The 21679-nt window shown below is 69.0% G+C and carries 21 protein-coding genes and 1 tRNA gene; 8 read left to right on the top strand and 14 right to left on the bottom strand.

Annotated features, from left to right (window positions below):
• Positions 1–8 precede the first annotated feature (8 nt).
• From QM568_RS03880 to QM568_RS03870, 3 genes are all read left to right on the top strand, one after another.
• On the top strand, positions 9–926 hold the full coding sequence (locus QM568_RS03880) for an SPFH domain-containing protein (RefSeq protein ID WP_415136007.1): 918 nt from the start codon (positions 9–11) through the stop codon (positions 924–926).
• Positions 923–1699 carry a glycerophosphodiester phosphodiesterase family protein gene (locus tag QM568_RS03875; RefSeq protein WP_415136005.1) on the top strand — a complete coding sequence of 259 codons (777 nt, stop codon included), beginning with the start codon at positions 923–925 and terminating at the stop codon, positions 1697–1699. Before QM568_RS03880 ends, QM568_RS03875 begins: the two co-directional genes overlap by 4 nt.
• Positions 1700–1804: 105 nt before the next feature.
• Positions 1805–2188: an RNA polymerase-binding protein RbpA gene (locus tag QM568_RS03870; protein ID WP_415136003.1), complete on the top strand. Its 384-nt coding sequence runs from the start codon at positions 1805–1807 to the stop codon at positions 2186–2188.
• Here QM568_RS03870 and lnt read toward each other — a convergent pair.
• Genes lnt through QM568_RS03825 form a run of 9 tightly spaced genes read right to left on the bottom strand, consistent with a single transcriptional unit; the run spans position 2185 to position 11866 of the window.
• Entirely contained in the window at positions 2185–3708 is a 1524-nt protein-coding gene (gene lnt / locus QM568_RS03865) for an apolipoprotein N-acyltransferase (protein ID WP_415136001.1), read from the bottom strand. The two genes, QM568_RS03870 and lnt, sit on opposite strands and share 4 nt — an antisense overlap.
• A gap of 14 nt (positions 3709–3722) precedes the next feature.
• The gene (locus QM568_RS03860) at positions 3723–6188 is read right to left on the bottom strand and encodes a DEAD/DEAH box helicase (protein WP_415135999.1); all 2466 of its coding nucleotides are present in this window, start codon (positions 6186–6188) and stop codon (positions 3723–3725) included.
• Positions 6185–6943 carry a twin-arginine translocase subunit TatC gene (tatC, locus tag QM568_RS03855; RefSeq protein ID WP_415136073.1) on the bottom strand — a complete coding sequence of 253 codons (759 nt, stop codon included), beginning with the start codon at positions 6941–6943 and terminating at the stop codon, positions 6185–6187. The genes QM568_RS03860 and tatC overlap by 4 nt, the downstream gene beginning before the upstream one ends.
• Before the next feature lie 55 nt (positions 6944–6998).
• Positions 6999–7250 (bottom strand): Sec-independent protein translocase subunit TatA, encoded by a 252-nt coding sequence (gene tatA, locus QM568_RS03850; RefSeq protein ID WP_415135997.1) that lies wholly within the window; start codon positions 7248–7250, stop codon positions 6999–7001.
• A gap of 28 nt (positions 7251–7278) precedes the next feature.
• Positions 7279–8265: a helix-turn-helix transcriptional regulator gene (locus tag QM568_RS03845; RefSeq protein ID WP_415135995.1), complete on the bottom strand. Its 987-nt coding sequence runs from the start codon at positions 8263–8265 to the stop codon at positions 7279–7281.
• Complete coding sequence (locus QM568_RS03840) at positions 8262–9248, bottom strand: helix-turn-helix transcriptional regulator (RefSeq protein WP_415135993.1); 987 nt, start codon at positions 9246–9248, stop codon at positions 8262–8264. The genes QM568_RS03845 and QM568_RS03840 overlap by 4 nt, the downstream gene beginning before the upstream one ends.
• Complete coding sequence (locus QM568_RS03835) at positions 9248–10156, bottom strand: hypothetical protein (protein ID WP_415135991.1); 909 nt, start codon at positions 10154–10156, stop codon at positions 9248–9250. The genes QM568_RS03840 and QM568_RS03835 overlap by 1 nt, the downstream gene beginning before the upstream one ends.
• Before the next feature lie 10 nt (positions 10157–10166).
• Positions 10167–11186, bottom strand: a complete 1020-nt coding sequence (locus tag QM568_RS03830) for a tRNA (adenine-N1)-methyltransferase (RefSeq protein WP_415135989.1) — start codon at positions 11184–11186, stop codon at positions 10167–10169.
• On the bottom strand, positions 11183–11866 hold the full coding sequence (locus QM568_RS03825; protein ID WP_415135987.1) for an HAD family hydrolase: 684 nt from the start codon (positions 11864–11866) through the stop codon (positions 11183–11185). Before QM568_RS03825 ends, QM568_RS03830 begins: the two co-directional genes overlap by 4 nt.
• Before the next feature lie 90 nt (positions 11867–11956).
• Between QM568_RS03825 and QM568_RS03820 the strand changes: the two genes are divergently transcribed.
• Positions 11957–12805 carry a PAC2 family protein gene (locus QM568_RS03820; protein ID WP_415135985.1) on the top strand — a complete coding sequence of 283 codons (849 nt, stop codon included), beginning with the start codon at positions 11957–11959 and terminating at the stop codon, positions 12803–12805.
• On the opposite strand, the gene QM568_RS03815 is transcribed toward QM568_RS03820, so the two are convergent.
• Complete coding sequence (locus QM568_RS03815; RefSeq protein ID WP_415135983.1) at positions 12795–13622, bottom strand: undecaprenyl-diphosphate phosphatase; 828 nt, start codon at positions 13620–13622, stop codon at positions 12795–12797. The genes QM568_RS03820 and QM568_RS03815 overlap by 11 nt on opposite strands.
• Before the next feature lie 9 nt (positions 13623–13631).
• Positions 13632–14927, bottom strand: a complete 1296-nt coding sequence (locus tag QM568_RS03810; RefSeq protein ID WP_415135981.1) for a M20/M25/M40 family metallo-hydrolase — start codon at positions 14925–14927, stop codon at positions 13632–13634.
• A gap of 112 nt (positions 14928–15039) precedes the next feature.
• Between QM568_RS03810 and QM568_RS03805 the strand changes: the two genes are divergently transcribed.
• Positions 15040–15122, top strand: a tRNA-Leu gene (locus QM568_RS03805).
• 53 nt (positions 15123–15175) lie between these two features.
• On the opposite strand, the gene QM568_RS03800 is transcribed toward QM568_RS03805, so the two are convergent.
• Positions 15176–16231, bottom strand: a complete 1056-nt coding sequence (locus QM568_RS03800; protein WP_415135979.1) for a GtrA family protein — start codon at positions 16229–16231, stop codon at positions 15176–15178.
• Positions 16228–17196, bottom strand: coding sequence for a phosphodiester glycosidase family protein (locus tag QM568_RS03795; RefSeq protein WP_415135977.1), 969 nt, complete (start codon positions 17194–17196; stop codon positions 16228–16230). Before QM568_RS03795 ends, QM568_RS03800 begins: the two co-directional genes overlap by 4 nt.
• Positions 17197–17380: 184 nt before the next feature.
• Between QM568_RS03795 and QM568_RS03790 the strand changes: the two genes are divergently transcribed.
• The 3 genes from QM568_RS03790 to QM568_RS03780 are packed head-to-tail and all read left to right on the top strand — an operon-like array spanning position 17381 to position 20516.
• Entirely contained in the window at positions 17381–17962 is a 582-nt protein-coding gene (locus QM568_RS03790; RefSeq protein WP_415135975.1) for a DUF4956 domain-containing protein, read from the top strand.
• Positions 17959–18720: a polyphosphate polymerase domain-containing protein gene (locus QM568_RS03785; protein ID WP_415135973.1), complete on the top strand. Its 762-nt coding sequence runs from the start codon at positions 17959–17961 to the stop codon at positions 18718–18720. The genes QM568_RS03790 and QM568_RS03785 overlap by 4 nt, the downstream gene beginning before the upstream one ends.
• Before the next feature lie 17 nt (positions 18721–18737).
• Positions 18738–20516, top strand: a complete 1779-nt coding sequence (locus tag QM568_RS03780) for a carbohydrate-binding domain-containing protein (protein WP_415135971.1) — start codon at positions 18738–18740, stop codon at positions 20514–20516.
• Here the strand turns inward: QM568_RS03780 and QM568_RS03775 are convergent.
• Positions 20513–21610 carry a VIT1/CCC1 transporter family protein gene (locus tag QM568_RS03775; protein WP_415135969.1) on the bottom strand — a complete coding sequence of 366 codons (1098 nt, stop codon included), beginning with the start codon at positions 21608–21610 and terminating at the stop codon, positions 20513–20515. The two genes, QM568_RS03780 and QM568_RS03775, sit on opposite strands and share 4 nt — an antisense overlap.
• Positions 21611–21679 lie beyond the last annotated feature (69 nt).

The raw sequence follows: 21679 nt of genomic DNA, 5'->3' as shown, positions 1-21679 counted from the left end.
GAGAGCTCATGAACGCCGCCTCGTTCCTCCCCGCAGCCATCGGCTGGATCCTCGTCATCGCGATCATCATCTTCGCGGTGGTCACCCTCGCCCGATCGATCCGCATCATCCCCCAGGCCACTGCCGGCGTGGTGGAGCGGCTCGGCCGGTATCACAAGACCCTCTCCCCCGGCCTGAACATCCTGGTGCCCTTCATTGACCGGCTGCGCCCCCTCATCGACATGCGCGAGCAGGTCGTCTCCTTCCCGCCGCAGCCCGTGATCACCGAGGACAACCTCGTCGTCTCCATCGACACCGTCGTCTACTTCCAGGTGACCGACGCCAGGGCGGCGACCTACGAGATCGCGAACTACCTCGGCGCCGTCGAGCAGTTGACCACGACGACGCTGCGAAACGTGGTCGGCGGCCTCAACCTCGAAGAGGCGCTCACCAGCCGTGACAACATCAACGGCCAGTTGCGGGTCGTCCTCGACGAGGCCACCGGCAAGTGGGGCATCCGCGTGGGCCGCGTGGAGCTGAAGGCGATCGACCCGCCCGTCTCCATCCAGGACTCGATGGAGAAGCAGATGCGCGCCGAGCGCGACCGCCGTGCCGCGATCCTCACCGCCGAGGGCTCGAAGCAGTCGCAGATCCTCGAGGCCGAGGGCCAGCGTCAGGCCGCGATCCTCAAGGCCGAGGGCGACAAGCAGGCCGCAGTGCTGCGTGCCCAGGGCGAGGCCGAGGCGATCCAGAACGTCTTCAGCGCCATCCACCAGGGTCGGCCGGACGACAAGCTCCTCGCCTACCAGTACCTCCAGATGCTCCCGAAGATCAGCGAGAGCTCCTCGAGCAAGCTCTGGATCATCCCCAGCGAATTGACCGAGGCGCTGAAGGGCATCGGAGGCGCTTTCACCCCGAAGCCGCCGTCGAGCACGCCCGGCGCGTGACGCACCCGTTCTTCGACGGGACCCTCCGCCCCCGCGTCTTCGCCCACCGCGGTCTCGTGACCGCCGAGGGCGGGGCCTCGGGCGTGTGGGAGAACACCGCGGCCGCCTTCGCCTCGGCGCACGCCGCCGGTGTCGAGTACGTCGAGACCGACAGCCACGTGAGCGCCGACGGCGACACGGTGCTCATCCACGACTCCGACCTCGCGCGCCTGAACGGCGATCGCCGCGCCGTCTCCGAGATCCGCACGCGGGAGCTGCGTGCGGTCTTCGCCGATCACGGCGGGCTCCTCACGGTCCCCGAGGCGCTGGACGCCTTCCCCGACCTCCGGTTCAACATCGACGTGAAGGCGGATGCCGCCGCGGTCGCGGTCGGCGAAGCGGTCGCTCAGCACGCGGACCGCGTGCTGCTCACGAGCTTCTCCGATGCCCGTCGCCGCCGCGCGCTGGCCGCCGCGCTGGAGGCGGGCGCTCCGCATCGTCCGGCGACCTCGGCAGGTGCCAGGACGGTGGCGGCGCTCATGGCGATCACCCGCACCGGCCTCTCCCCCGCGCGCCTGCTGCGCGACGTCGACGCCCTGCAGATCCCCGAACGGCAGGGGCTGCTGAGGGTGCTCACCCCGGCGCTGATCCGTGCCGCCCGCCGTCACGACGTGGAGATCCACGTGTGGACCGTCAACGACGCCGAGGAGATGACGCGCATCATCGGCGCCGGCGCGGACGGGATCGTCTCCGATCGCGCAGACGTCGCTCTCCGGGTGCTCCGCCCCGTTTAAGCGTTCGTGCTGGGATTCCGCTGTGAATCCCCGTTCGATCCTCTCTTCTCGGATGAAGCGCACAGCATGGAGCGTTATACCTGACAGCGACGAGAGGACCATACAATGGCAGATCGCAGCCTGCGCGGTATCCGACTCGGCGCCCAGAGCCTACAGAGCGAAGAGGGCGTCGTTTTCATGGAGCGCCGTGAAACCACCTACACCTGTGACGCATGCGGCCACGTCACGAACCTGATGTTCGCGGCGGACGCGGAGCCGCCGCAGACCTGGGAGTGCCGCGCGTGCAGCGCCGAGGCCCGGCTCAACGTCGGTGGCCAGGCCGTCGCGCTCGAGGCGACCGATGAGAAGGCCGCGCGCACCCACTGGGACATGCTCCTGGAGCGCCGTACCCGTGCCGAGCTCGAAGAGCTCCTCGAAGAGCGTCTCGCGTTGCTGCGCTCCCGTCGCGGAGCGGGCGAGGACCCGACGCGGCAGAAGATCGGCGCCTAGGCGCGACGCGCCCGCCACGCTCCGATGAGGAGCGCCGCGAGCCCGCCCCACAGCAGCACGTGCTGAATCCAGGGGCCGAGCACGATGCCAGCCGTGAGGCCGGTACGCAATTCGACATCGTCGAGCAGCGTGCCGGCCTCATCCGCATCCAGGCTCACCGCCGTCGATCCGTCTGGACGAATGATCTGGCTGGTGCCGACGGTGGAGACGTTCACGACGCTGCGCCCGGACTCGATGGCTCTCATGCGCGCGAACGACAGCTGCTGGAGGTTCTCGCCGGTGCCGCGGAAGTCGGCGTTGTTCGTCTGGAAGACGAGCACCTCGGCGCCGCCTCTGACCCCTTCGCCCACGAGATCGTCGTAGATAACGTCGAAGCAGATCGACAGCCCGACCGAGACACCGTCGACGTCGACGACCGGCGGGTTCGTGCCCGGCGCGTACTCGCGTCCGAGCAGGCCGATGAGGTCGGGAGCGAGGGCGAAGTAGAAGTCGCGATCGGGGACGTACTCCCCGAAGGGCACCGGGTGGCGCTTGTCGTGCAGCTGCGCGGCTGTGCCGTCGGGCATCCACAGCATCGAGGTGTTGAAGACGTGCTCGTCGCGCTCGGTCGCCGCGTTCGCGAGCAGCGGCGCCTCCACGCGGGCTGCGACCCGGGTAAGCCGCCGAGCGGTCGAGGCGTCCTGGAACGGATCGTATTCCACCGACCCCTCCGGCCACACGAGCAGGTCGACATCTTCGCCGTAGAGCCCCTCGGTGGCGGCCGTCTGCGCGTCGATCACCGAGTAGGGCTCGCGGTGATCGAAGTAGCCGGTGGGGCCGTTGCCCTGCACGGCGGCGATGCGCATGGTCCCCGCGTCGACGGTGGGGAACTGCGGAGTCACCACGAGTATCGCGGTCAGGAGCGCGGGCGCGATGAGTCCGATGGGACGACGCCACGATCCCCGCCTGAGGATCTCGATCGTCAGTGCGACCACGAGCACCATCGCGAAGCCGAGGCCGGTCACTCCGAGCCACGAGGAGACCGTCGCCAGCGGGCTCTCCGCCTGCGTCATACCCAGCCGCGCCCAGGGGAACCCGCCATACGGCCACATGCCGAGGAACAGCTCCCGACCCGCCCACAGCGCGGCGATCGTCAGCGGCAGCAGCACGACACGCCCCGCACGCCCGGGGAAGGCTCTCGGCAGCCAGCGGTACGCGAGCGCGATCGGCACCGTGGCCACGGCGGTGAGGGCGCCCTCGACGACCGTGAGGGCCGCCCAGGGCACGGGGCCGAGGTAGCGGCCCACCCAGAACACGAGCACGGCGTAGAAGACGAGTCCGTACACGAGCCCGACGAGCAGTGCGCCCCCGAGGCGTCGTCCGATGAGGGCGAGCAGCAGCAGGGCGACGGCGGGGAAAGCTGCGATCCAGACGGATGCCGCAGGGTACGCGGCGCTCATCAGCAGCGCGGCGATCGCCGCGGAGACCGCCGCCGCCCACAGCGGCAGCGGCGGTCGTGCGCGCGCGGCGCTGCCTGGCATCCCGATCCCGTCCGTCACATCGAGGAGTAGGCGACGATGCCCCTGCGCACGCCGTCGAGGGCGACGCGGGCGTTACGGGCGAGGGCTGGATCGTCGGTGACGATCGACAACTGGTCGAGGAGATCGATCGTCTGCTTCGCCCACCGGACGAAATCACCCGCCGCCATGTCGGCGTCCACGAGCACGCGATCGAGCGCGCCCCCGCGCGCCCAGGAGTGCATCGCGCCGGCGAGGCCGGCCGCGAGCGGCTCGGTGCCGGGGAGATGATGGTCCTTCTCGAGGTCGTCGAGTTCGGCCCACAGCGTCGTGGTCCTGTCGTAGGCGGCGCGGAAAGCGCCCCGCGGCAGGTTCCGCTCCCCCGCGTTTGCCTCGTCACGCCGCGGCTCGTAGACGAGGCAGCAGGCCATGGCGGCGAGCGAGGGCGCGTCAAGCCCCCTCCACAGGCCCTGACGCAGTGACTCGGCCACCAGGAGGTCGCGTTCGCCGTAGATGCGGCGCATCGTGCGACCGGCATCCGTGAGGCTCGTCGAGCCGTTCTTCGAGACGGTGAGGTAGTCGAGGGTCTCGAGCACTTCGACAACGCGGTCGAACACGCGCGCCACCGTGCCAGTGCGCGTCTCGATCTGTCGGCGCACACGATCGGTCTGCCGCTTGAGCTTCCAGTAGCGCTCGGCCCAGCGCGCATGTGCTTCGCGGTCGGGGCAGCGATGGCATCCGTGCCGCTGCATCTGTCCGCGCAGCGACTGGATCCGCTTCATCCGCTTATCGCGCGCGGAGCGCGGAGCGTGCGAGTCCTGCCTGGTCTTCTTCTCGAGATCGCTGAGCTCTCGCCGAAGCGCGCCGTACTCGGCGAAGTCTCCGTGATCGCATGCCATCGACCTCTGATAGCCGACGAGCGACTCCTCGGCCTCGCGCACCTGTCTGGCAAGGCCGACGACGGCGCGGTCGGCCTGGAACTGGGCGAACGACGACTCGAGGATCTGCCGAGCCCGCTCCTTGCCGAAGAGGTCGATGAGGTTGACGGCCATGTTGTAGGTAGGCCGGAAGCTCGAGTTCAAGGGGTAGGTGCGCCGCGAGGCGAGCGCGGCGACGGCCTGCGGGTCGATGCCCTCCGACCATTGCACGACGGCATGCCCCTCGACGTCGATGCCGCGTCGGCCTGCGCGGCCGGTGAGCTGGGTGTACTCCCCCGAGGTGATCGCCACGCGGGCCTCGCCGTTGAACTTCTCCATCTTCTCCAGCACGACGGTGCGCGCTGGCATGTTGATGCCCAGCGCCAGAGTCTCGGTGGCGAAGACGACCTTGACGAGTTTGCGCTGGAAGAGCTCTTCCACGACCTCCTTGAAGGCGGGAAGGAGTCCAGCATGGTGCGCGGCGACGCCCCGTTCGAGGTTGTCGACCCATTCGAAGTAGCCCAGCACGCCCAGATCCTCGTCCTGCAGCGACCGGGTGCGCTCCGCGACGATGGCGCGGATCTCGGCGCGCTCCTCGACGCTCGTCAGCCGCAGTCCCGACCGGCGCACCTGCTGCACCGCAGCGTCGCAGCCGACGCGGCTGAAGATGAAGAAGATCGCGGGAAGCAGATTCGCGCGATCGAGCAGCTGCACGACCTCTGGCCGGTCCGACCGTTCGATACGACGCGCGTTCGGACGCCGACCGCCGCGCTGCGGCCGTTGCACAGACCGGCCGGCGTGCCTGCCGCTGCTGTACGCCTGAGCGCGACCGTTGCTGTCGTATGTGGAGCCGGTGAAGGAGCGCATGCGCACGAGCTCTTGGTTGACCGTCGTGGTCGCGAGCCCCGCACGCTCGTCGAACAGCGGCAGCAGATCGTCGCGAACGAGCACGTGCTGCTCGAGGGGCACCGGCCGGATCTCCGAGACGATCACCTCGGTGTCTCCGCGGACGGTGTCGAGCCAGTCTCCGAACTCCTCGGCGTTGGAGACCGTCGCGCTGAGCGAGACGAGGCGCACATGCTGCGGGAGGTGGATGATGACCTCTTCCCACACGGCGCCACGGAACCGATCGGCGAGATAGTGCACCTCGTCCATCACGACGTACCGCAAGTCGCGCAGCGCCTCGGAGTCGGCGTAGATCATGTTGCGCAGCACCTCGGTGGTCATCACCACGATGCGGGCGCTGCCGTTGATGTTCGTGTCGCCGGTGAGCAGACCCACCTCGTCTGCGCCGTAGACGTCGACGAGCTCGCGGAACTTCTGGTTCGACAGCGCCTTCATCGGCGTCGTGTAGAACGCCTTGTCGCCCGGGGTCTGCATGGCGAGATGGATCGCGAACTCCCCGACGATCGTCTTGCCGGCCCCGGTGGGAGCCGCGACCAGCACGCTTCGTCCCCGTTCGAGCGCATGGCATCCGGCGATCTGGAACGGATCGAGGTCGAAGCGCTGACGGGCGGCGAACAGGCCGGTCTGCGGATGCTCGGGCGCCTCCTGCGCCGCTGCATAGCGCTCAGCGGGCGAGGTCATACGGTTCCTGGCACGAGGCCCTCGGCCTCCTCGCGCTTGCGCTTGCGACGGTCGAACAGCAGCGATACGAACGTCGCAGCGAAGTAGAGCACGACCATGGAGGCCATGAGCAGCAGCATCGAGAACACATCAGCGGGGGGCGTGACGATCGCCGCGAAGATCGTGCAGATGAGCACTGCTGTGCGCCAGCCCTTGAGGATGGCCCGGCCGCTCATGACGCCCGCGAGGTTGAGTGCCACGAGGAAGACCGGCAGCACGAACGCGATGCCGACGATGAGCAGGAACTTGAAGACGAAGTCGTAGTACTCCGAGTAGCCGTAGAACTGCGCCATGCCCGCTGGCACGAACTTCGCCATGATCTCGATGACGTGCGGAAGGACGAAGAACGCCACCGTGCACCCCGCGAAGAAGAGCGGGATCGCGGCACCCAGGAAGCCCCAGGTGTAGCGGATCTCCTTCTTGGTGAGCCCGGGCATGATGAACGCCCAGACCTGCCAGAGCCACACCGGAGCCGAGATGAGCAGACCGATGGCGAACGCGATGCGCATGCGCAGATCGAAGCCACTGGTGATGGTCGTGAAGTTCAGACCGACGTACGTGCGGCCCTCCTCCTTGGCGATGTCCATGATCGGGATGGCCAGCAGGTCGATGATCGGCTCTGTGATGACGAACGCGATGATCATGCCCACGATGAGCGCGGCGGCGGCGATCGCGAGGCGCTTGCGCAGCTCGAGCAGATGCTGACCGAGTGTCATCCGCCGATCGCGGTCCGGCGACGTCGCGTCTGCGGACTTCGATGCGGTCACGGATCTATGCGGATCGAGGTGGCTGACCCTCGTCACCGCTCGGGGCCGTGCTGTCGGGAGCTGCGGGGGCGGCAGGAGACGACGTCGTAGCCTGCACATCGCTCGCTTCTTCGTCCTTCATCGCCTTGATCTCGCCCTTGAATACACGGGCGGACTGCCCGAGGCTCTTGGCCAGCGCTGGCAGCTTCGCCGCGCCGAAGAGCAGGATGATGACAGCGAGGATGATGAGCAGATGAGGCCAACCGAATGCGCCCATGATTCTCTCCTTCGGGGTTTCCCCGAGTCTAACCGGCCGCGCCGGAGCTCGGGGTCTCGTACATGGCGAGTCCTGCGGCGGCCCAGTCATGCGTGGCACGACGGGCGGCGGCAGGAAAGACGACCTCGAGCGCGCCGCCGAAGCGTCCGGCGATGCGCTTGATGCCGCGAGGGTCGGCCAGACGCAGTCGCGCGGTGACCGTGCCGTCGGCGGCCTCGACCTCCGCGGCCGTGAACAGGGCGCTCAGCAGCGGCTCGAGCCGCTCGGGCACCCGCACGACGACCTCGTCCTCCACGCTCGACATCGAGAACGCCTCTGGAATGCTCTCGGTGCGGTGCGCGATGGGGATCTCAGAGAGGTGGGGATCGCTCACCCGATCGAGGTGGAATGTCCGCATCGCGCGTCGCAGATGACACCAGCCCTGCAGGTACCATTGGCCGTTCGTGATGAGGATCTGCACAGGATCGACCGTCCGCGTCGTCGGCTCGGCATCCGGCGCCTGATAGGTGAACGAGACGGCGACGCCGTCCTGCACCCCGCGGGCGACGACCGCGCGGACCTCGTCGACAGCGTCGGGGGCGATCACGACGTCGGCGGGGGCGTCGGCAGCTCCGCGGGCGAGCTTGGCGATGAGCCCCTGGACGAGCCCGGTATCGGAGACGGCGGGGACCGCGGCGACCATCTGGAGTCCGGCGAGCAGAGCCGCGGCCTCGCGCGCGGTGAAACGCGGCACCCGGCGCAACGCCACATCGTTGGTGATCTCGATGACGTCCTCGTCGTCGAGCAGATCCCAGTTGATGTCGAACATCTCCTGCGGCTGCTGCCAGTACCCTGAGTCGCCGGGAAGCCCGATCACCGTGAGCTTCTCGACCATCGCGCGCATCGCCTCACGGCTCACGCCGAACTCGGCGGCCGCCTCGTCGAGGGGCACCTGGCCGCGCTCGAGCAGGTAAGGCACGAGCGTGAGATAGAGCCGCACCCGATCGGCGGCCAGGAGCGGTCTCGAGGCGTTCATCGCTCCCCCTCCGCGTTCGCACCGACGACCGCGGTCAGCCGGGCGACGACGGCGTCGCGCAGCACCTGCGGCTCGACGACCCGGACCTCGGGTCCGTAGGAGGCGAGCTCGTCGGCGAAGATGTGCACGTCGACGAACGGCACGGTGATGCCCTGGACCGCCGGCGTCGCCCGCCGCCCGAGACGCAGCGCCGCCTCGGTGCCCGGTGTGATCTCGAGCAGTGCGCGGTTGCGGGCGGCCACCTCCTGCAGCCCCGAGAGCGCCCGATCGCCCGCACCGTCGCGCAGCGCGGCGTCGAAGGCGGTCGCGGTGACCTTCACGGCACCCACGATACGGCTGAGGAGGAAGGTGCGATCCTCGCCGGCGTCGACGTCGATGCCGAAGACGTGCCAGCGGGCCTCGTAGTCCACCAGGGCGAGCGGGCGGATGCGACGGGGGCGAGCCGCGTCCTCACCGGGCTTCAGATAGTCGAAGGCGACCTCACGCGACTTCTCGATCGCCTCCTGGAGAGGGCCGAAGGACTCCTCCCTGGCGGTGATGCGCGGCGCGAATCCGATGATCGGCTCATCGCCGTCGATGCCGAGGGCGCGGATCTTGCGCACGCCCGCCTGGGCGTCGCCCGAAGCCGACTCCGCGCTCCAGACGCTGCCGGCGAGCCGCAGCACAGCGAGCTCAGCCGCCGAGAACTCGATGTCGCCGGGAAGATCGTATTCCGCTTGCGGAATACGATACCTCGCCTCGCGGAGGTCGTTCGGATCGGATGACTCGCCGATCGTCTCGATCGGGATCCCGAGTTTGCGCAGCTCGTCCTTGTCCCGCTCGAACATCTTCTCCAGCGCATCGCTGCGGGCGCCGGCATCCGCTCGCTGGCGGTACCCCGAGACGTTGTCGAGGATCTGCTGCCTGGTGAGGCCGATATCCGTGGCCATGAGCGCCACAATGAGATTGGTCAGGCGCTCTTCGGCGGGGATCGCGGCGGCCATCACTGCTGTTGCTGCGGCGCGGTGGGAGAGATGCCGAGGATATCGACCACGACGACCTGCGCTGAGGCGTCGTCCTCCCCGGGGATGATGATCATCAGCTGGGAGCCGACCGTGGCGCCGACCATCTCGGGCAGGGGGGCGGTCACGAGCGAGGCGCTCCCCCAGGTCGTGGTGGCCACCTGCTTGTCATCCCAGTTCAGCACCGTGTGGTTGACGACGACGAAGTCGTCCTCGGTCACGATCGGGCCGTCGCCGCGGATGAGCGTCTGCGCGACGGTCTCGGTCGGCGCGGGGGTGTCAGGGATGATGACTCCCGGCGTCCCGTCGGGAGCACGCACCACGGTGGGAAGGCCCCGCGCGTCGTTGAACTGCGGGTCCCCCTCCGCCTTCGAGAGGAAGACCTCCGGGATGTCGAAGACGAACACGACCGAGCCCTGATCGGCCGTGCCGCCCAGGTCCTCGGCGGTGACGGCCGCCACGACGCGGCTACCGCCGGTGGCGCACTGGAGCGCCGCTCCGAGCGCCGGGGAGAGCTGGTTCCAGTACGCGATGTCGTGCGGCGGGGTGGCGTCGCGGTCGTAACCGGTGGTCTGCATCTCGTCGCCCGTCGTGCCGTCGTAGGTGGTGACGTTGGCGAGGAAGGGCTGGCTCTCGCTGACGATGACGGTGCCTTCGCCCACGACGGCGTCGGCGAAGGAGGACTTCTTGCCCGCCAGCGGCGTGACGATGTCGACCTCGGGCGCTGCTCCGATCTCGCCGGTCGCCGTCACCGAGTCGGCCAGCGCGCGCGATGACGCGGCGGCGCGGTCGCACGTCTCCCCGTCGAAGGCAGCCGTCGAGCTGCTGCATCCGGTCAGGGCGAGAGCGGCGAATGTGAGGGTGGCCAGAGCGGCTGACGTTTTACGCACGCGGTCGATTCTATTGCGTCGTTGCGGCGGAATCGCGCGCCGCGGCGGCGAGGCGTGCGCCCTCGGCGGCCTTCGCAGCCTCCCTGGCGCGCTTGCGGAGGTTCTTGTCCGTGATCTCCCTGTCCCCGACCGCGCCCGGCGTCCACAGCTCGACATCCTCATCGCTGTAGCTGCTCTTCGACGCGCGGCGCTTGACCGACGGAGCGACCGATCCCGGTGCGAGTCGGCGCGCCGTCAGCAGGAATCCCGTGTGCGCGACCATCCGATGATCGGGGCGCACCGCGAGGCCCTCGACATGCCAGCCGCGCACCATGGTCTCCGACGCATCGGGGTCCGTGAACAGCCCGGTGGCGCGGATGTACTCCGCGACGCGGGAGAGCTGGGTCGCGGTGGCGATGTAGCAGAGCACGACGCCGCCCGGAGTGAGCGCGTCGGCGACGGCATCCATGCATTCCCAGGGGGCGAGCATGTCGAGCACGACCCGGTCGACGGTACCGGCGGCGAACCGCGACGGCAGCTGCTCCGCGAGATCGCCGACGACGACGTCCCAGGTGGGCGGGGTGTTTCCGAAGAAGGTCTCGATGTTCCCGCGGGCCACATCGGCGAAGTCCTCACGGCGTTCGAAGGAGACCAGCGAGCCTTCCGATCCGATCGCGCGGAGCAGGGCCAGCGAGAGGGCGCCGGATCCGACGCCCGCTTCGACGACCACGGCCCCGGGGAAGACGTCCGCCTGCATGACGATCTGGGCGGCGTCCTTCGGGTAGATGATCGCGGCGCCTCGGGGCATCGACATCGCGAAGTCGCGCAGCAGCGGACGCAACGCCAGATAGTCGTGGCCCGAACTGTTCTGCACGACCGAGCCGTCTGGGAGGCCGATGAGGTCGCGGTGGCGCAGCACCCCGTGATGCGTGTGCAGTTCGCCGTCGTCACGCAGCGTGACGGTGTGCAGGCGGCCCTTTGGACCAGTCAGTTGCACCCGGTCACCCTCGCGGAACGGACCGCTGGGGCGGCGTGCGACGGAATCGGTCATCGGGTGGCTCCTGTCAGGGATGTGTGACGGGCGAAGAGATCGACGAGGTCGGCCGCGCTGCGCCCGCTGAGCGTTGGCCACAGCTCGTGCGCGCCGCGGCCGTCGAGGGGGACGATGTGCGGCACGCCGAGCACAACCGCTCCGGAGGCGATTCCGGCACCAAGACCGGTCGGGGAGTCCTCGATGACGACGGCCTCCGCGGTGTCGATCCCGAGGAGGGCCGCCGCCTGCAGGTACGGCTCAGGGTGGGGCTTGGGCTTGTCGACGTCGTCGCCGGCGACGACGACGTCGAACGCCTCGAATCCGAGGAGATCGACGACTCCCAGCGCCATGCGCCGCAACGACATGGTGACCAGTCCAGTACGGATGCCGGCGACGCGGAGGTCCTGCAGAAGCTCGCGCGCGCCGGGGCGGAAGGGAACCCCATCGGTGCGCAGGAGCTCCTGGACGGTGTCGGTCAACCGGTCGATGATCGCCACCGCGTCCAGCTCGACCCCCGCGTCCTGGAGGATCTTCGCGCTGTCCTCGAGACCGTTGCCGACGAGCTGCAGCGCGTCCTCGTGGCTCCAGCTCCCCCCGAAGGATTCGACGAGCCGGGTCTCGGCGTCCATCCAGTACGGTTCGGTGTCGACGAGTGTTCCATCCATGTCCCAGAGGACCGCGCCAGGCTGTCTGCTCACCGCACCATGTTAGCCGTGGTGCCGCCCTCATCCGGCGGGCGGGGCTAGCCTGAGAGGAGCACTCGACCATCGCCACGAAGGGAGTCCCGGGTGGATGTTCTCGGATCTCGCATCATCATCGCCGCTTTCGACGGCTGGAACGACGCGGGTGAGGCGGCCAGCGGCGCGATCGCGACGCTGCGGGCGATGACCGAGTACGACCTGGTGCATTCGGTCGATCCGGAGCTCTACTTCGACTACCAGTACACGCGGCCCTCGACGAGGCTCGACGCCGAAGGGCGCCGCGGGCTCACCTGGCCCGAGGCCGGGCTCTGGCGCCCGCGCTCCCCCGGCGAGGGTCCTGAGCTCTGGCTGCTCACCGGCTCGGAACCTGCCAGGGCCTGGCAGGCGTTCGCCTCGGAGTTCATCGACGTCGCCCTCCGCGACGACGTCACCGGCCTCATCACCCTCGGGGCGATGCTCTCCGATGTGCCGCACACCCGGCCGATCTCGATCTTCGCCTCCAGCGAGGATCCGGCGGCGCGCGAGGCCTATGGACTCGAGAGGTCGACCTACGAGGGCTCCGTGGGGATCCTCAGCGTCTTCGACCACTACGCCGAGAACGCCGGCATCCCGACCGCGAGCCTGTGGGCGAGCGTTCCGCACTACGTCGCGACCGCCACGCCGTCTCCGAAGGTCACCCTCGCCCTGCTGGATCGGCTCGAGGAGCTGACCGGCGTTGATGTGCCGCGCGACCAGCTGCGCACGGAGGCCACCACCTGGGAGGCTTCGATCGATGCGGCGGCCGCCGAAGACGAGGACATGGCCGAGTACATCCGCCAGCTCGAGCGCACCCGAGACACCTGGGACTCGCCGGAGGCGTCCGGCGACGCGATCGCGCAGGCCTTCGAACGCTACCTGCGTCGCCGGGGCGACGGGCCGGGCGACCTCAAGCGCTGAGCACGCCGGTGCCGAGGAGCACCAGCAGCGTGGCGCCCAGGAGCACCCGGTAGATCACGAAGGGCAGGAAGCTGCGCTTGGAGATCCAGTTCATGAAGAACGCGATGACGCCGAGCGCGACGACGAAGGCGATGCCGGTCGCTGCGAGCGTCTCGCCGAACGCGAAGTGCTGGTTCGGCTCGTCCCAGCTCTTGAAGAGTTGATAGAAGCCGCTGCCGAACACCGCGGGGATCGCCAGCAGGAAGGCGTAGCGGGCCGCGGCGGCGCGCTCGTAGCCGAGGAACAGCCCCATGGTGATCGTGCCACCGGAACGGGAGACCCCGGGGATCAGCGCGAGGGCCTGGGCGAATCCGTATGCGATGCCGTGCGGGTAGGTCAGATCTCCCAGCGCGCGCCGCTTGGCGCCGACATGGTCGGCGATGCCGAGGAGGATGCCGAAGACGATGAGCATGCTCGCCACGACCCACAGCGAACGCAGCACGCTCTCGATCTGATCCTGGAAGAGCAGGCCGAGCACGACGATCGGGATGCTGCCGATGATGATGAGCCAGCCCATGCGCGCGTCGGGGTCGTCGCGCGGCACCTTCCCCGCCAGCGACCGGAACCAGTGCGAGACGATGCGCACGATGTCGCGCCAGAAGAACACCACCACGGCCGCCTCCGTGCCGATCTGGGTGATCGCGGTGAACGCGGCCCCCGGGTCCTCCCCGGAGGGCAGGAACCCGCCGACGATGCGCAGGTGCGCACTGGAGGAGATGGGGAGGAACTCGGTGAGACCCTGGACGATGCCGAGGAGGAGTGCTTCGAGCAGGTGCATGGATGTCTTTCAGTATGAGCGGAGGAGATCGGCCAGTACCCGCTGTCCGAAGACAAGCGAGTCTACGGGCACACGCTCGTCGACCCCGTGGAACATGCCCGTGAAGTCGAGATCGGCGGGCAGACGCAGCGGGGCGAACCCGTAGCCGGTGATGCCGAGGGAGGCGAGGGCCTTGTTGTCGGTGCCGGCGCCGAGCAGATACGGGATCACCGGCACTCCGGGATCGTGCGCGCCGATGCTCGCGACCATCGCCTCGACGAGCTCGCCCTCGAAGGCGGTCTCCATGCCGATGTCCTTGACGACGATCTCGATAGCCACGTCGTCGCCGACGATGCGCTGCAGCTCGGCGAGCACGTCGTCCTCCGTGCCGGGGAGCACGCGGACGTCGATGAGCGCCTCAGCACGCTCGGGGATCACGTTGTGCTTGTAGCCGGCGCTGAGCACCGTCGGGTTGGTCGTCGTGCGGAAGGTCGAGCGCAGGAAGGCCTCGGCGGGCCCCGCGGCGCGGGCGAGCGCGTCAGGGTCGTCGACGGACCGCCCGGTCAGCGTGCTCAGGCCCTCCAGGAGCGCCCTGGTGGTGTCGGTCAGCCGCAGGGGCCACCGGGTGCGTCCGATCGCCGCGACCGCCTCGGCGAGCCTGGTGACGGCGTTGTCGTCGTGCAGGCGGCTCCCGTGGCCGGCGCGTCCCTTCGCCACGAGGCGGATCCAGATCATCGCCTTCTCGCCGACCTGCAGCAGGTAGGCGCGGCGGTCGTCGACGGTGATCGAGTATCCGCCGACCTCGCTGATCGCCTCGGTCGCTCCCGCGAACCACTCCGGCCGGTTCTTCACGACGAGCGCCGAGCCCTCGACGCCGCCGTTCTCCTCGTCGGCGAAGAATGTCAGGATGAGGTCGCGCTCCGGCTGCTCCCCCGCCCGGAAGATGTCGGCGACGGCCGTGAGGATCATCGCGTTCATGTTCTTCATGTCGACGGCGCCGCGCCCCCACAGCATCCCGTCCTGTACGAGGCCCGCGAAGGGATCGACCGTCCAGTCCTCGGCGACGGCCGGGACGACGTCGAGGTGTCCGTGCACGACGAGCGCCGGCTTGCTGCGGTTGCGCCCCGCGACGCGCGCCATCACGTTCGTGCGCCGTTCGATCGGCTCGTAGTACTCGACCTCGAGTCCGAGCTCCTCCAGATAGCGCCCGACGTACTCGGCGGCTTCGCGCTCCCCCTTCGCATTGCCGCCGCCGTAGTTCGACGTATCGATGCGGATCAGATCGCCCGCGATGCGGACGACCTCGGGTAGCGGCTCGGCACTCATGGCATCAGGCTATCGAACACCGCGGGCGCGCCCGGGCGACGCCCTCGGTTTCGAAGACCCCCTCTGCCCGTGCTAATGTGAATCTTCGTTCGGCAACGAACATCCAACACCTGCGCGGGTGGCGGAATGGTAGACGCGCTAGCTTGAGGTGCTAGTGCCCGATAGGGCGTGGGGGTTCAAGTCCCCCTCCGCGCACAGGACGAAGAGCTCCGGTCATGGCGACCGGAGCTCTTTCTGCACGTGCGTGATCATCTGAGGGCGGGAACCGCGGCGGGCAGTTCCTCCGGCGCATCCCGACGCCGCGCGAACACGTATCCGCGCTGCAGCAGGAATCCGCACACGTACACGGCGCCGTCGGCGACGACCTTCGCGATGACCAAGGGGACGCCCCACTCGGTGAGCAGCGCCAGTCCCGCATACCCGGCGGCGAGCATCGCCACGGCGATGAGTCCGTATCGCATCAGCTGCGTGCGCACGTCGCCGGCCGCCGCGGCCCGGAAGACGAACGAGCGGTTGAGGGCGAAGTTGACGACCCCGCTGAGCACCCGCGCGCCGATGGCCGAGAGCAGGAGCTGCCCGCTGGCGACGTACAGCAGCTGCAGCGCGACGACATCGAGCACGAACGATCCCAGCGACACGAGCAGGTAGCGCAGCATCGGCCGCAGCACGGCGAGGGAGTCCCGCAGCGGGCGGAAGTGCGATGACGCGTTCCCGTCGAGGTAGACCGTCTCGATCGGGATCTCCTTGATCGGGATGCGGCGCCGGCTGAAATCCATCAGGACGTTCATCTCCCAGGCGAACCTCTCTCCGCCGACCGAGAGCACATCGGGGATGCGGGAGGACGGGATGCCGCGAAGACCGGTCTGGGTGTCGTGCACGCGCTGACCGGTGGACGCGCGGAACAGCATCCTCGAGAAGGCGTTGCCGACCCTGCTGCGCAACGGCACCTCTCCGGTGAACGCCCTCCCGCCCAGCACCAGCGCATCGCCCTGCGCGGTGACGGCCGCGACCGCCTCGATATCGTGGGGACGGTGCTGCCCGTCGCTGTCCGCCGTCACGACGTCCTCCCCCGGCCACCGTCCCGCGATGTAGGTCAGTCCCCTCCGCAGAGCCCCGGCCTTGCCGGTGTTCGAGCACTGATGAAGCACCGGGATCCCGCGCGAGCACACGTCGTCGAACAGCGGTTGGTAGTCGTCGCCGCTGCCGTCATCGACCACCAGCATCCGGCATCCGTCCTCGTCGAGGGCGTCGACGAGTTCCAGCATGCGCTCGTCCGGCTCGTACGCCGGGATCAGGACGATCATGCTGAGCTCCCGGCGATGTAGAGGATGTCGCTGGTGCCGCGCTCGCCGCCGTTGGACGGCTGGTTGATGACCTCGCCATTGAAGTACATGGTCGATGAGCCCCCGCCGTCGAGGTTGTACGCGGTGGTCGCGCCGAGCGAGATCATGATCTCCGCGGCCTCGGTCAAGGTCGCACCCTTGCTGTAGCCGGTGTCGCGCCCGTCGATGACGACGAACACGAGGTGGTTGTCGTCGATCACTCCGACGAGGGTCCGGGGCTGGTCGCCCTGGATGGAGTGGTTGCCGAAATTGGTGTCGATCTCGACGTCCTCGATCCCGTCGACGATCTGTCCGTCCACGACGATGGCCGGCCCGAACGACAGCGTGTTCCAGGCGCCGTCCGCGAGCAGCTCATCGGCCGTCGTCGACGTCTCGTCGTACACCTCGACCGTTCCATCGGTGTAGAACACGAGTCCCTCACGGGCGCCCTCGTCGCGGTAGACGACGCCGTTGCGGATCACGATCCCGGTGTCGCGGAATCCGTAATAGTCGCCGTTGATCGCGAAGATCGCGTTGTTGTCCTCGGCGATCTCGCTCGTGGTCTCGGTGATGTTGGTGCCGAAGGCGTCGCCGGCGAAGGCGGATCGCAGCGCCGTGGCGTCCGTGAGCGTCACGTCGGCCACGTAATACGTGACGGTGTCGTCGCCGCTGCCCGTGGTGACCGTGGAGATCGTGATGTCGGCCTGGTCCGAGCTGTAGGTCGTGTCCGTGACCGTCGCGTTCGTGGTCTCGGTGATCGCGCCGGCGGTCTCGGAGTTCTCGGCCTCGTACTCCGAGACGTCGCTGATGCTGACGTGCTGGATGAGGTACCGGTCCATCGCCCAGGCCGCGCCGCCGCCCAGCGAGAGGGCGACCGCGAGAGTCGAGGCGATGATGATGCGTCGCCGCCGTCGCGGCTTCCTGGGGGCGTCGTGAGCGGTGTCCATGATCCATGGATAGGGAGTGCGGCTATCGACGGCATATCCGTCTCCTGTGCGGACGCGAGGCCGCTCCTCTGAGGTTGCTGGGGCGCCCGTGATTCAGAATCGCGTCATCGGGATCGCATAGAACTCGCATAGGTTGACGCGGCTGACTGTACGGGAACCTCCACCCGATAAAAGGAGCCTCCTCGTGTCATCGCTCGTCATGATCACCGCCGACCTCGTCGCGATCGTCATCCTCGCCTTCGGCATCTACTTCAGCCGCCACCGCCGCCGTGACCTCCTTGTCGCCTTCGTCGGCGTGAACGTGGGTGTGCTCGCCGTCTCCGTCACGCTCGCAGGGTCGTCGGTCGCTCTCGGACTCGGGCTGGGGCTGTTCGGAGTGCTCTCGATCATCCGCCTCCGCTCGTCCGAGATCTCGCAGCGCGAGGTGGCCTACTACTTCGCTTCTCTCGCCCTGGGTCTGATCGCGGGCCTCGCCGCAGACGTCTCCCCGGTCGCGCTCGGGCTCATGGCCGTGATCATCGTCGCCATGTTCGTCGCCGATCATCCCCGCCTGCTCGCCGGCTCCCGACATCTCACCATGACCGTCGACCGTGCGATCGGCGATGAGGGCGAGCTCACCGACCATCTCGAGCGCCTGCTGGGCGGACGGGTGAAGAACCTGACGATCCTGCAGCTCGACCTCGTCAACGACACGACCCTCGTCGACGTGCGCTATCACGCTGCGCCCGCCCGGGTGGGCGCCGTCTCGCAGCGAGCGCTGCGATGATCGCCCGGCTCGAGCCGATCTCGCTCGACGAACTCCTGGACCAGGCCGCGCTGCTCACCCGCGTCGACCGGAAGTACGCGATGACGGTCGCGGATGCCCTCGAGGTGCTCGCCGAGCTGCCGGAGACGACCAGAGTGCTCACGATGGATGACAGGCGCGCCTTCTCCTACGAGTCGTACTACTTCGACACCCCCGATCTGCTGAGCTTCCGGATGGCGGCGCTGGGACGGCGCAGGCGCTTCAAGCTCCGCACCCGCAGCTATGTCGACACGGAGGACGCGTTCCTCGAGCTGAAGACGCGCGGAGCGCGCAGCGCCACGGTCAAGGAGCGCATCGAGTACGGCTTCGACGACCGGGAGGAGCTCACCGACGAGGGTCGTGAGTACGCCGCCGAAGGTCTCTCAGCGCTCGGCATCCCCGCCCCCGACGAACTGGAGCTGCGCCCGACGCTCGCGACCCGCTATCGCCGCACGACACTGCTCGCCCCTGACGGCGGCGGGCGCGCCACGATCGATACCGGCCTCTCCTGGGAGCTCGCCGACGGGACGACCATGACCCTGTCGGATCTCGTCATCATCGAGACCAAGTCCGGGCAGCGCACGGGAGATCTCGACCGGCTGCTCTGGCGGCACGGCATCCGTCCTTCGACCATCAGCAAGTACGGCACGGGGCTCGCGGCTCTGCGCCCCGATCTACCACGGAACAAGTGGGCGCGCGTCCTGCGCCGCAGCTTCCACCACACAGCGATCGCCGCCTGACCGAGAGAGAGACCATCATGCGTAACCGGAACCGGATCATGCTCGCCGCCGCACCCTTCGCCCTCGCCGGCGTCATGCTGGCCGGGTGCGCCGCCACCAGCGCCACCGGCGCCGCCACCAGCGGCGCCCAGACGGCATCCGACGTCGTGAGCGTCGAGGCATCGCTGACCGCTGAACAGGTGATCGCCGATAATGACGATGCGACGACCGTCACCGTCGACGAGGTCGCCTCGACGACCTCCACGACCATCACCCTCACCGGAGACTCCGCCACTGTCGAGGGCGAAGGCGTGAGCGTCGACGGCAGCACGGTCACCATCACCGCGGGCGGCTCCTACACCGTCACCGGATCCCTCGACGGCGCGCTCGTCGTCGCCGCCCCTGAGGACGCCGTCGTGGCGATCACGCTCGACGATGCGACGATCAAGAACTCCGAGGGTTCGGCGCTTGCGATCACCGGAGCGGATGACGTCGTCCTCGTCCTCGCAGAAGGCAGTACGAACACGCTCTCCGACGGCGGCTCGTACGCCGAGGACGCAGAGGTCAACGCGGCGCTGTACAGCGCCGCTGACCTCACGATCAGCGGAGACGGAGCGCTGATCGTTGAAGGGAACGGCAACGACGCGATCACGAGCAAGGACGATCTGAAGATCCTCGGCGGCGACATCTCGGTGACGGCTGCCGACGACGGCCTGCGCGGCAAGGACTCGCTCACCATCGAGGGCGGAACCGTGACCGTGGAGGCGGGCGGCGACGGCCTGACGAGCGATCAGGACGAGGATGAGACGCAGGGATACGTATGGATCTCGGGCGGAACCGTCGACATCACGAGCGACGGCGACGGCATCTCAGCTGTCACCGATGTCGTCATCACCGGAGGCGAGATCACCGTGACCGCCGGCGGGGGCTCTTCGGCGACGGTCTCCGAGGACGTGTCGGCCAAGGGCATCAAGAGCGGCATGTACCTCGTGATCGAGGGCGGGACGGTGACGGCGGATGCCGCGGACGACGCCGTGCACTCGGACGGCGCCGTGCACATCAACTCCGGCACCCTCACGGCCGGCTCCGGCGACGACGGCGTGCACGCGGAAGCCGCACTGTTCATCGACGGCGGAGAGGTCACGATCTCGACGTCGTACGAGGGACTGGAGAGCGCCCAGATCGAAATCGGAGGCGGCGTCGTCTACATCCGCGCATCGGATGACGGGATGAACGCCTCGTCCGGCACCGGCGCGATGCAGGCCGACGGCTCGACGATCACCATCACCGGCGGCGAGATCACGCTCGACGCCGACGGGGACGGCTTCGACTCGAACGGCTCGGCGACGATGACGGGCGGGACCCTCACCATCTGGGGCCCGACGGGCGACGGAAACGGGGCGATCGATGTGAACGGCACCTTCGACGTGTCCGGCGGCACCCTGTTGGCCGCGGGCAGCGCGGGTATGGCCGTCGCCCCGTCGGCGGACTCCGCTCAGGGCTGGGTCTTCGCCTCGGTCTCCGGCTCCGAGGGAGACACCGTGCAGATCGTCTCGAACGGGACGGTGCTCGCGGAGTACACGGCGCAGAAGGACTTCGCGACGGTCGTGTACTCCGGCGAAGGCATCACGAGCGGGTCGAGCTACGACGTGGTCGTGGACGGCACCGCGACGACGGTGACCGCGGGCGAGGGCGGCGCAGGCGGAATGGGCGGCGGCCAGCCCGGTGGTCAGGGCGGTCAGGGCGGCGGCCAGCCCGGTGGCGGGGGCGGCTTCGGTCAGGACGGCCAGGGCTCGTCGTCGGGCGGGCGCTCCTAAACGGCGCCGACGCCGAAGAGCAGACCGAGCAGATACGTGACCGCCGCTGCGCCGAATCCGATCGCCAACTGGCGAAGGGCCCGGCGCAGCGGCGGCCCGCCGGAGAGGATGCCGACCATCGCGCCCGTCGACAGCAGCGCGACGCCCACGAGCACAAGAGCGACAATGATGGCGGTCGTGCCCTGCAGGCCGAAGATCCATGGCAGTACGGGGACGACCGCGCCGGAGGCGAAGAGCAGGAAGCTCGAGATCGCCGCCGTCCAGTCGCTGCCGACGATCTCGTGCTCATCCCCCGCATGCGTGCGCACGGGACCGGTGGCCGTGTGCTGCACGCCGGCCCGCGCTGCCGCCACGATGCGCCGCGCCCGCCGCAGCGCCTCCTCGTGGTCGATCCCCCTGGCCCGGTAGACGAGGGCGAGCTCGTTCTCGTCGATGTCGAGGTCGGCGGCGGATGCCGCGGCGTCATCGTTCGCCTCGGTCGCCGCCAGCAGCTCGCGCTGGGAGCGGACCGAGACGAACTCTCCTGCGCCCATCGACAGCGCGCCGGCGAGCAGACCCGCGATGCCGCTGAAGAGCACGAATCCCCCGCTCACCCCGGTCGCGCCGATGCCGAGCACGAGCGCGAGGTTGCTCACCAGCCCGTCGTTCGCGCCGAACACCGCGGCGCGGAACGACCCGGACAGTCGCCGGCGCCCTCGCGCCGCCAGCCCGCGGACGACCTCGTGGTGCACCTTCTCGTCGGCGCGCATGGCGGGGGTGGCCCACTTCTCGGTGTCATAGGGCGAGCGGGCTTCGGCGTTCTGGGCGAGCGCGAGCACGAAGATCGAGCCGAACCGGCCCGCCATCCAGCTGAGCAGGCGCGAGCGCAGGCCGGCATGGGGCAGGCGCGCGGGCTCCGCGCCGAGGAGATCGAGCCAGTGCTGCTCGTGCCGCCGCTCGGCATCCGCCAGACTCTGCAGGATCTCGCGCTCCTCGCCGTCCTTGCGGGCGGCGAGCCGCTGGTAGACCATGCCCTCGGCGCGCTCCTCCACGAGGTAGCGGGCCCAGCGGCGTCGATCGGCGGCGGTGGGCGCAACGGCGACGGGGGCTGTCATGCGGGTCTCCTGAACTCGGTCAACCCTTCAACGGTATCGACGCCGCCGACGCGAATCCCCGGCGGCGGC

Source organism: Microbacterium sp. (assembly GCF_047607465.1).
Lineage (GTDB): Bacteria > Actinomycetota > Actinomycetes > Actinomycetales > Microbacteriaceae > Microbacterium.
This window is presented reverse-complemented; position numbering and strand designations above follow the sequence as displayed.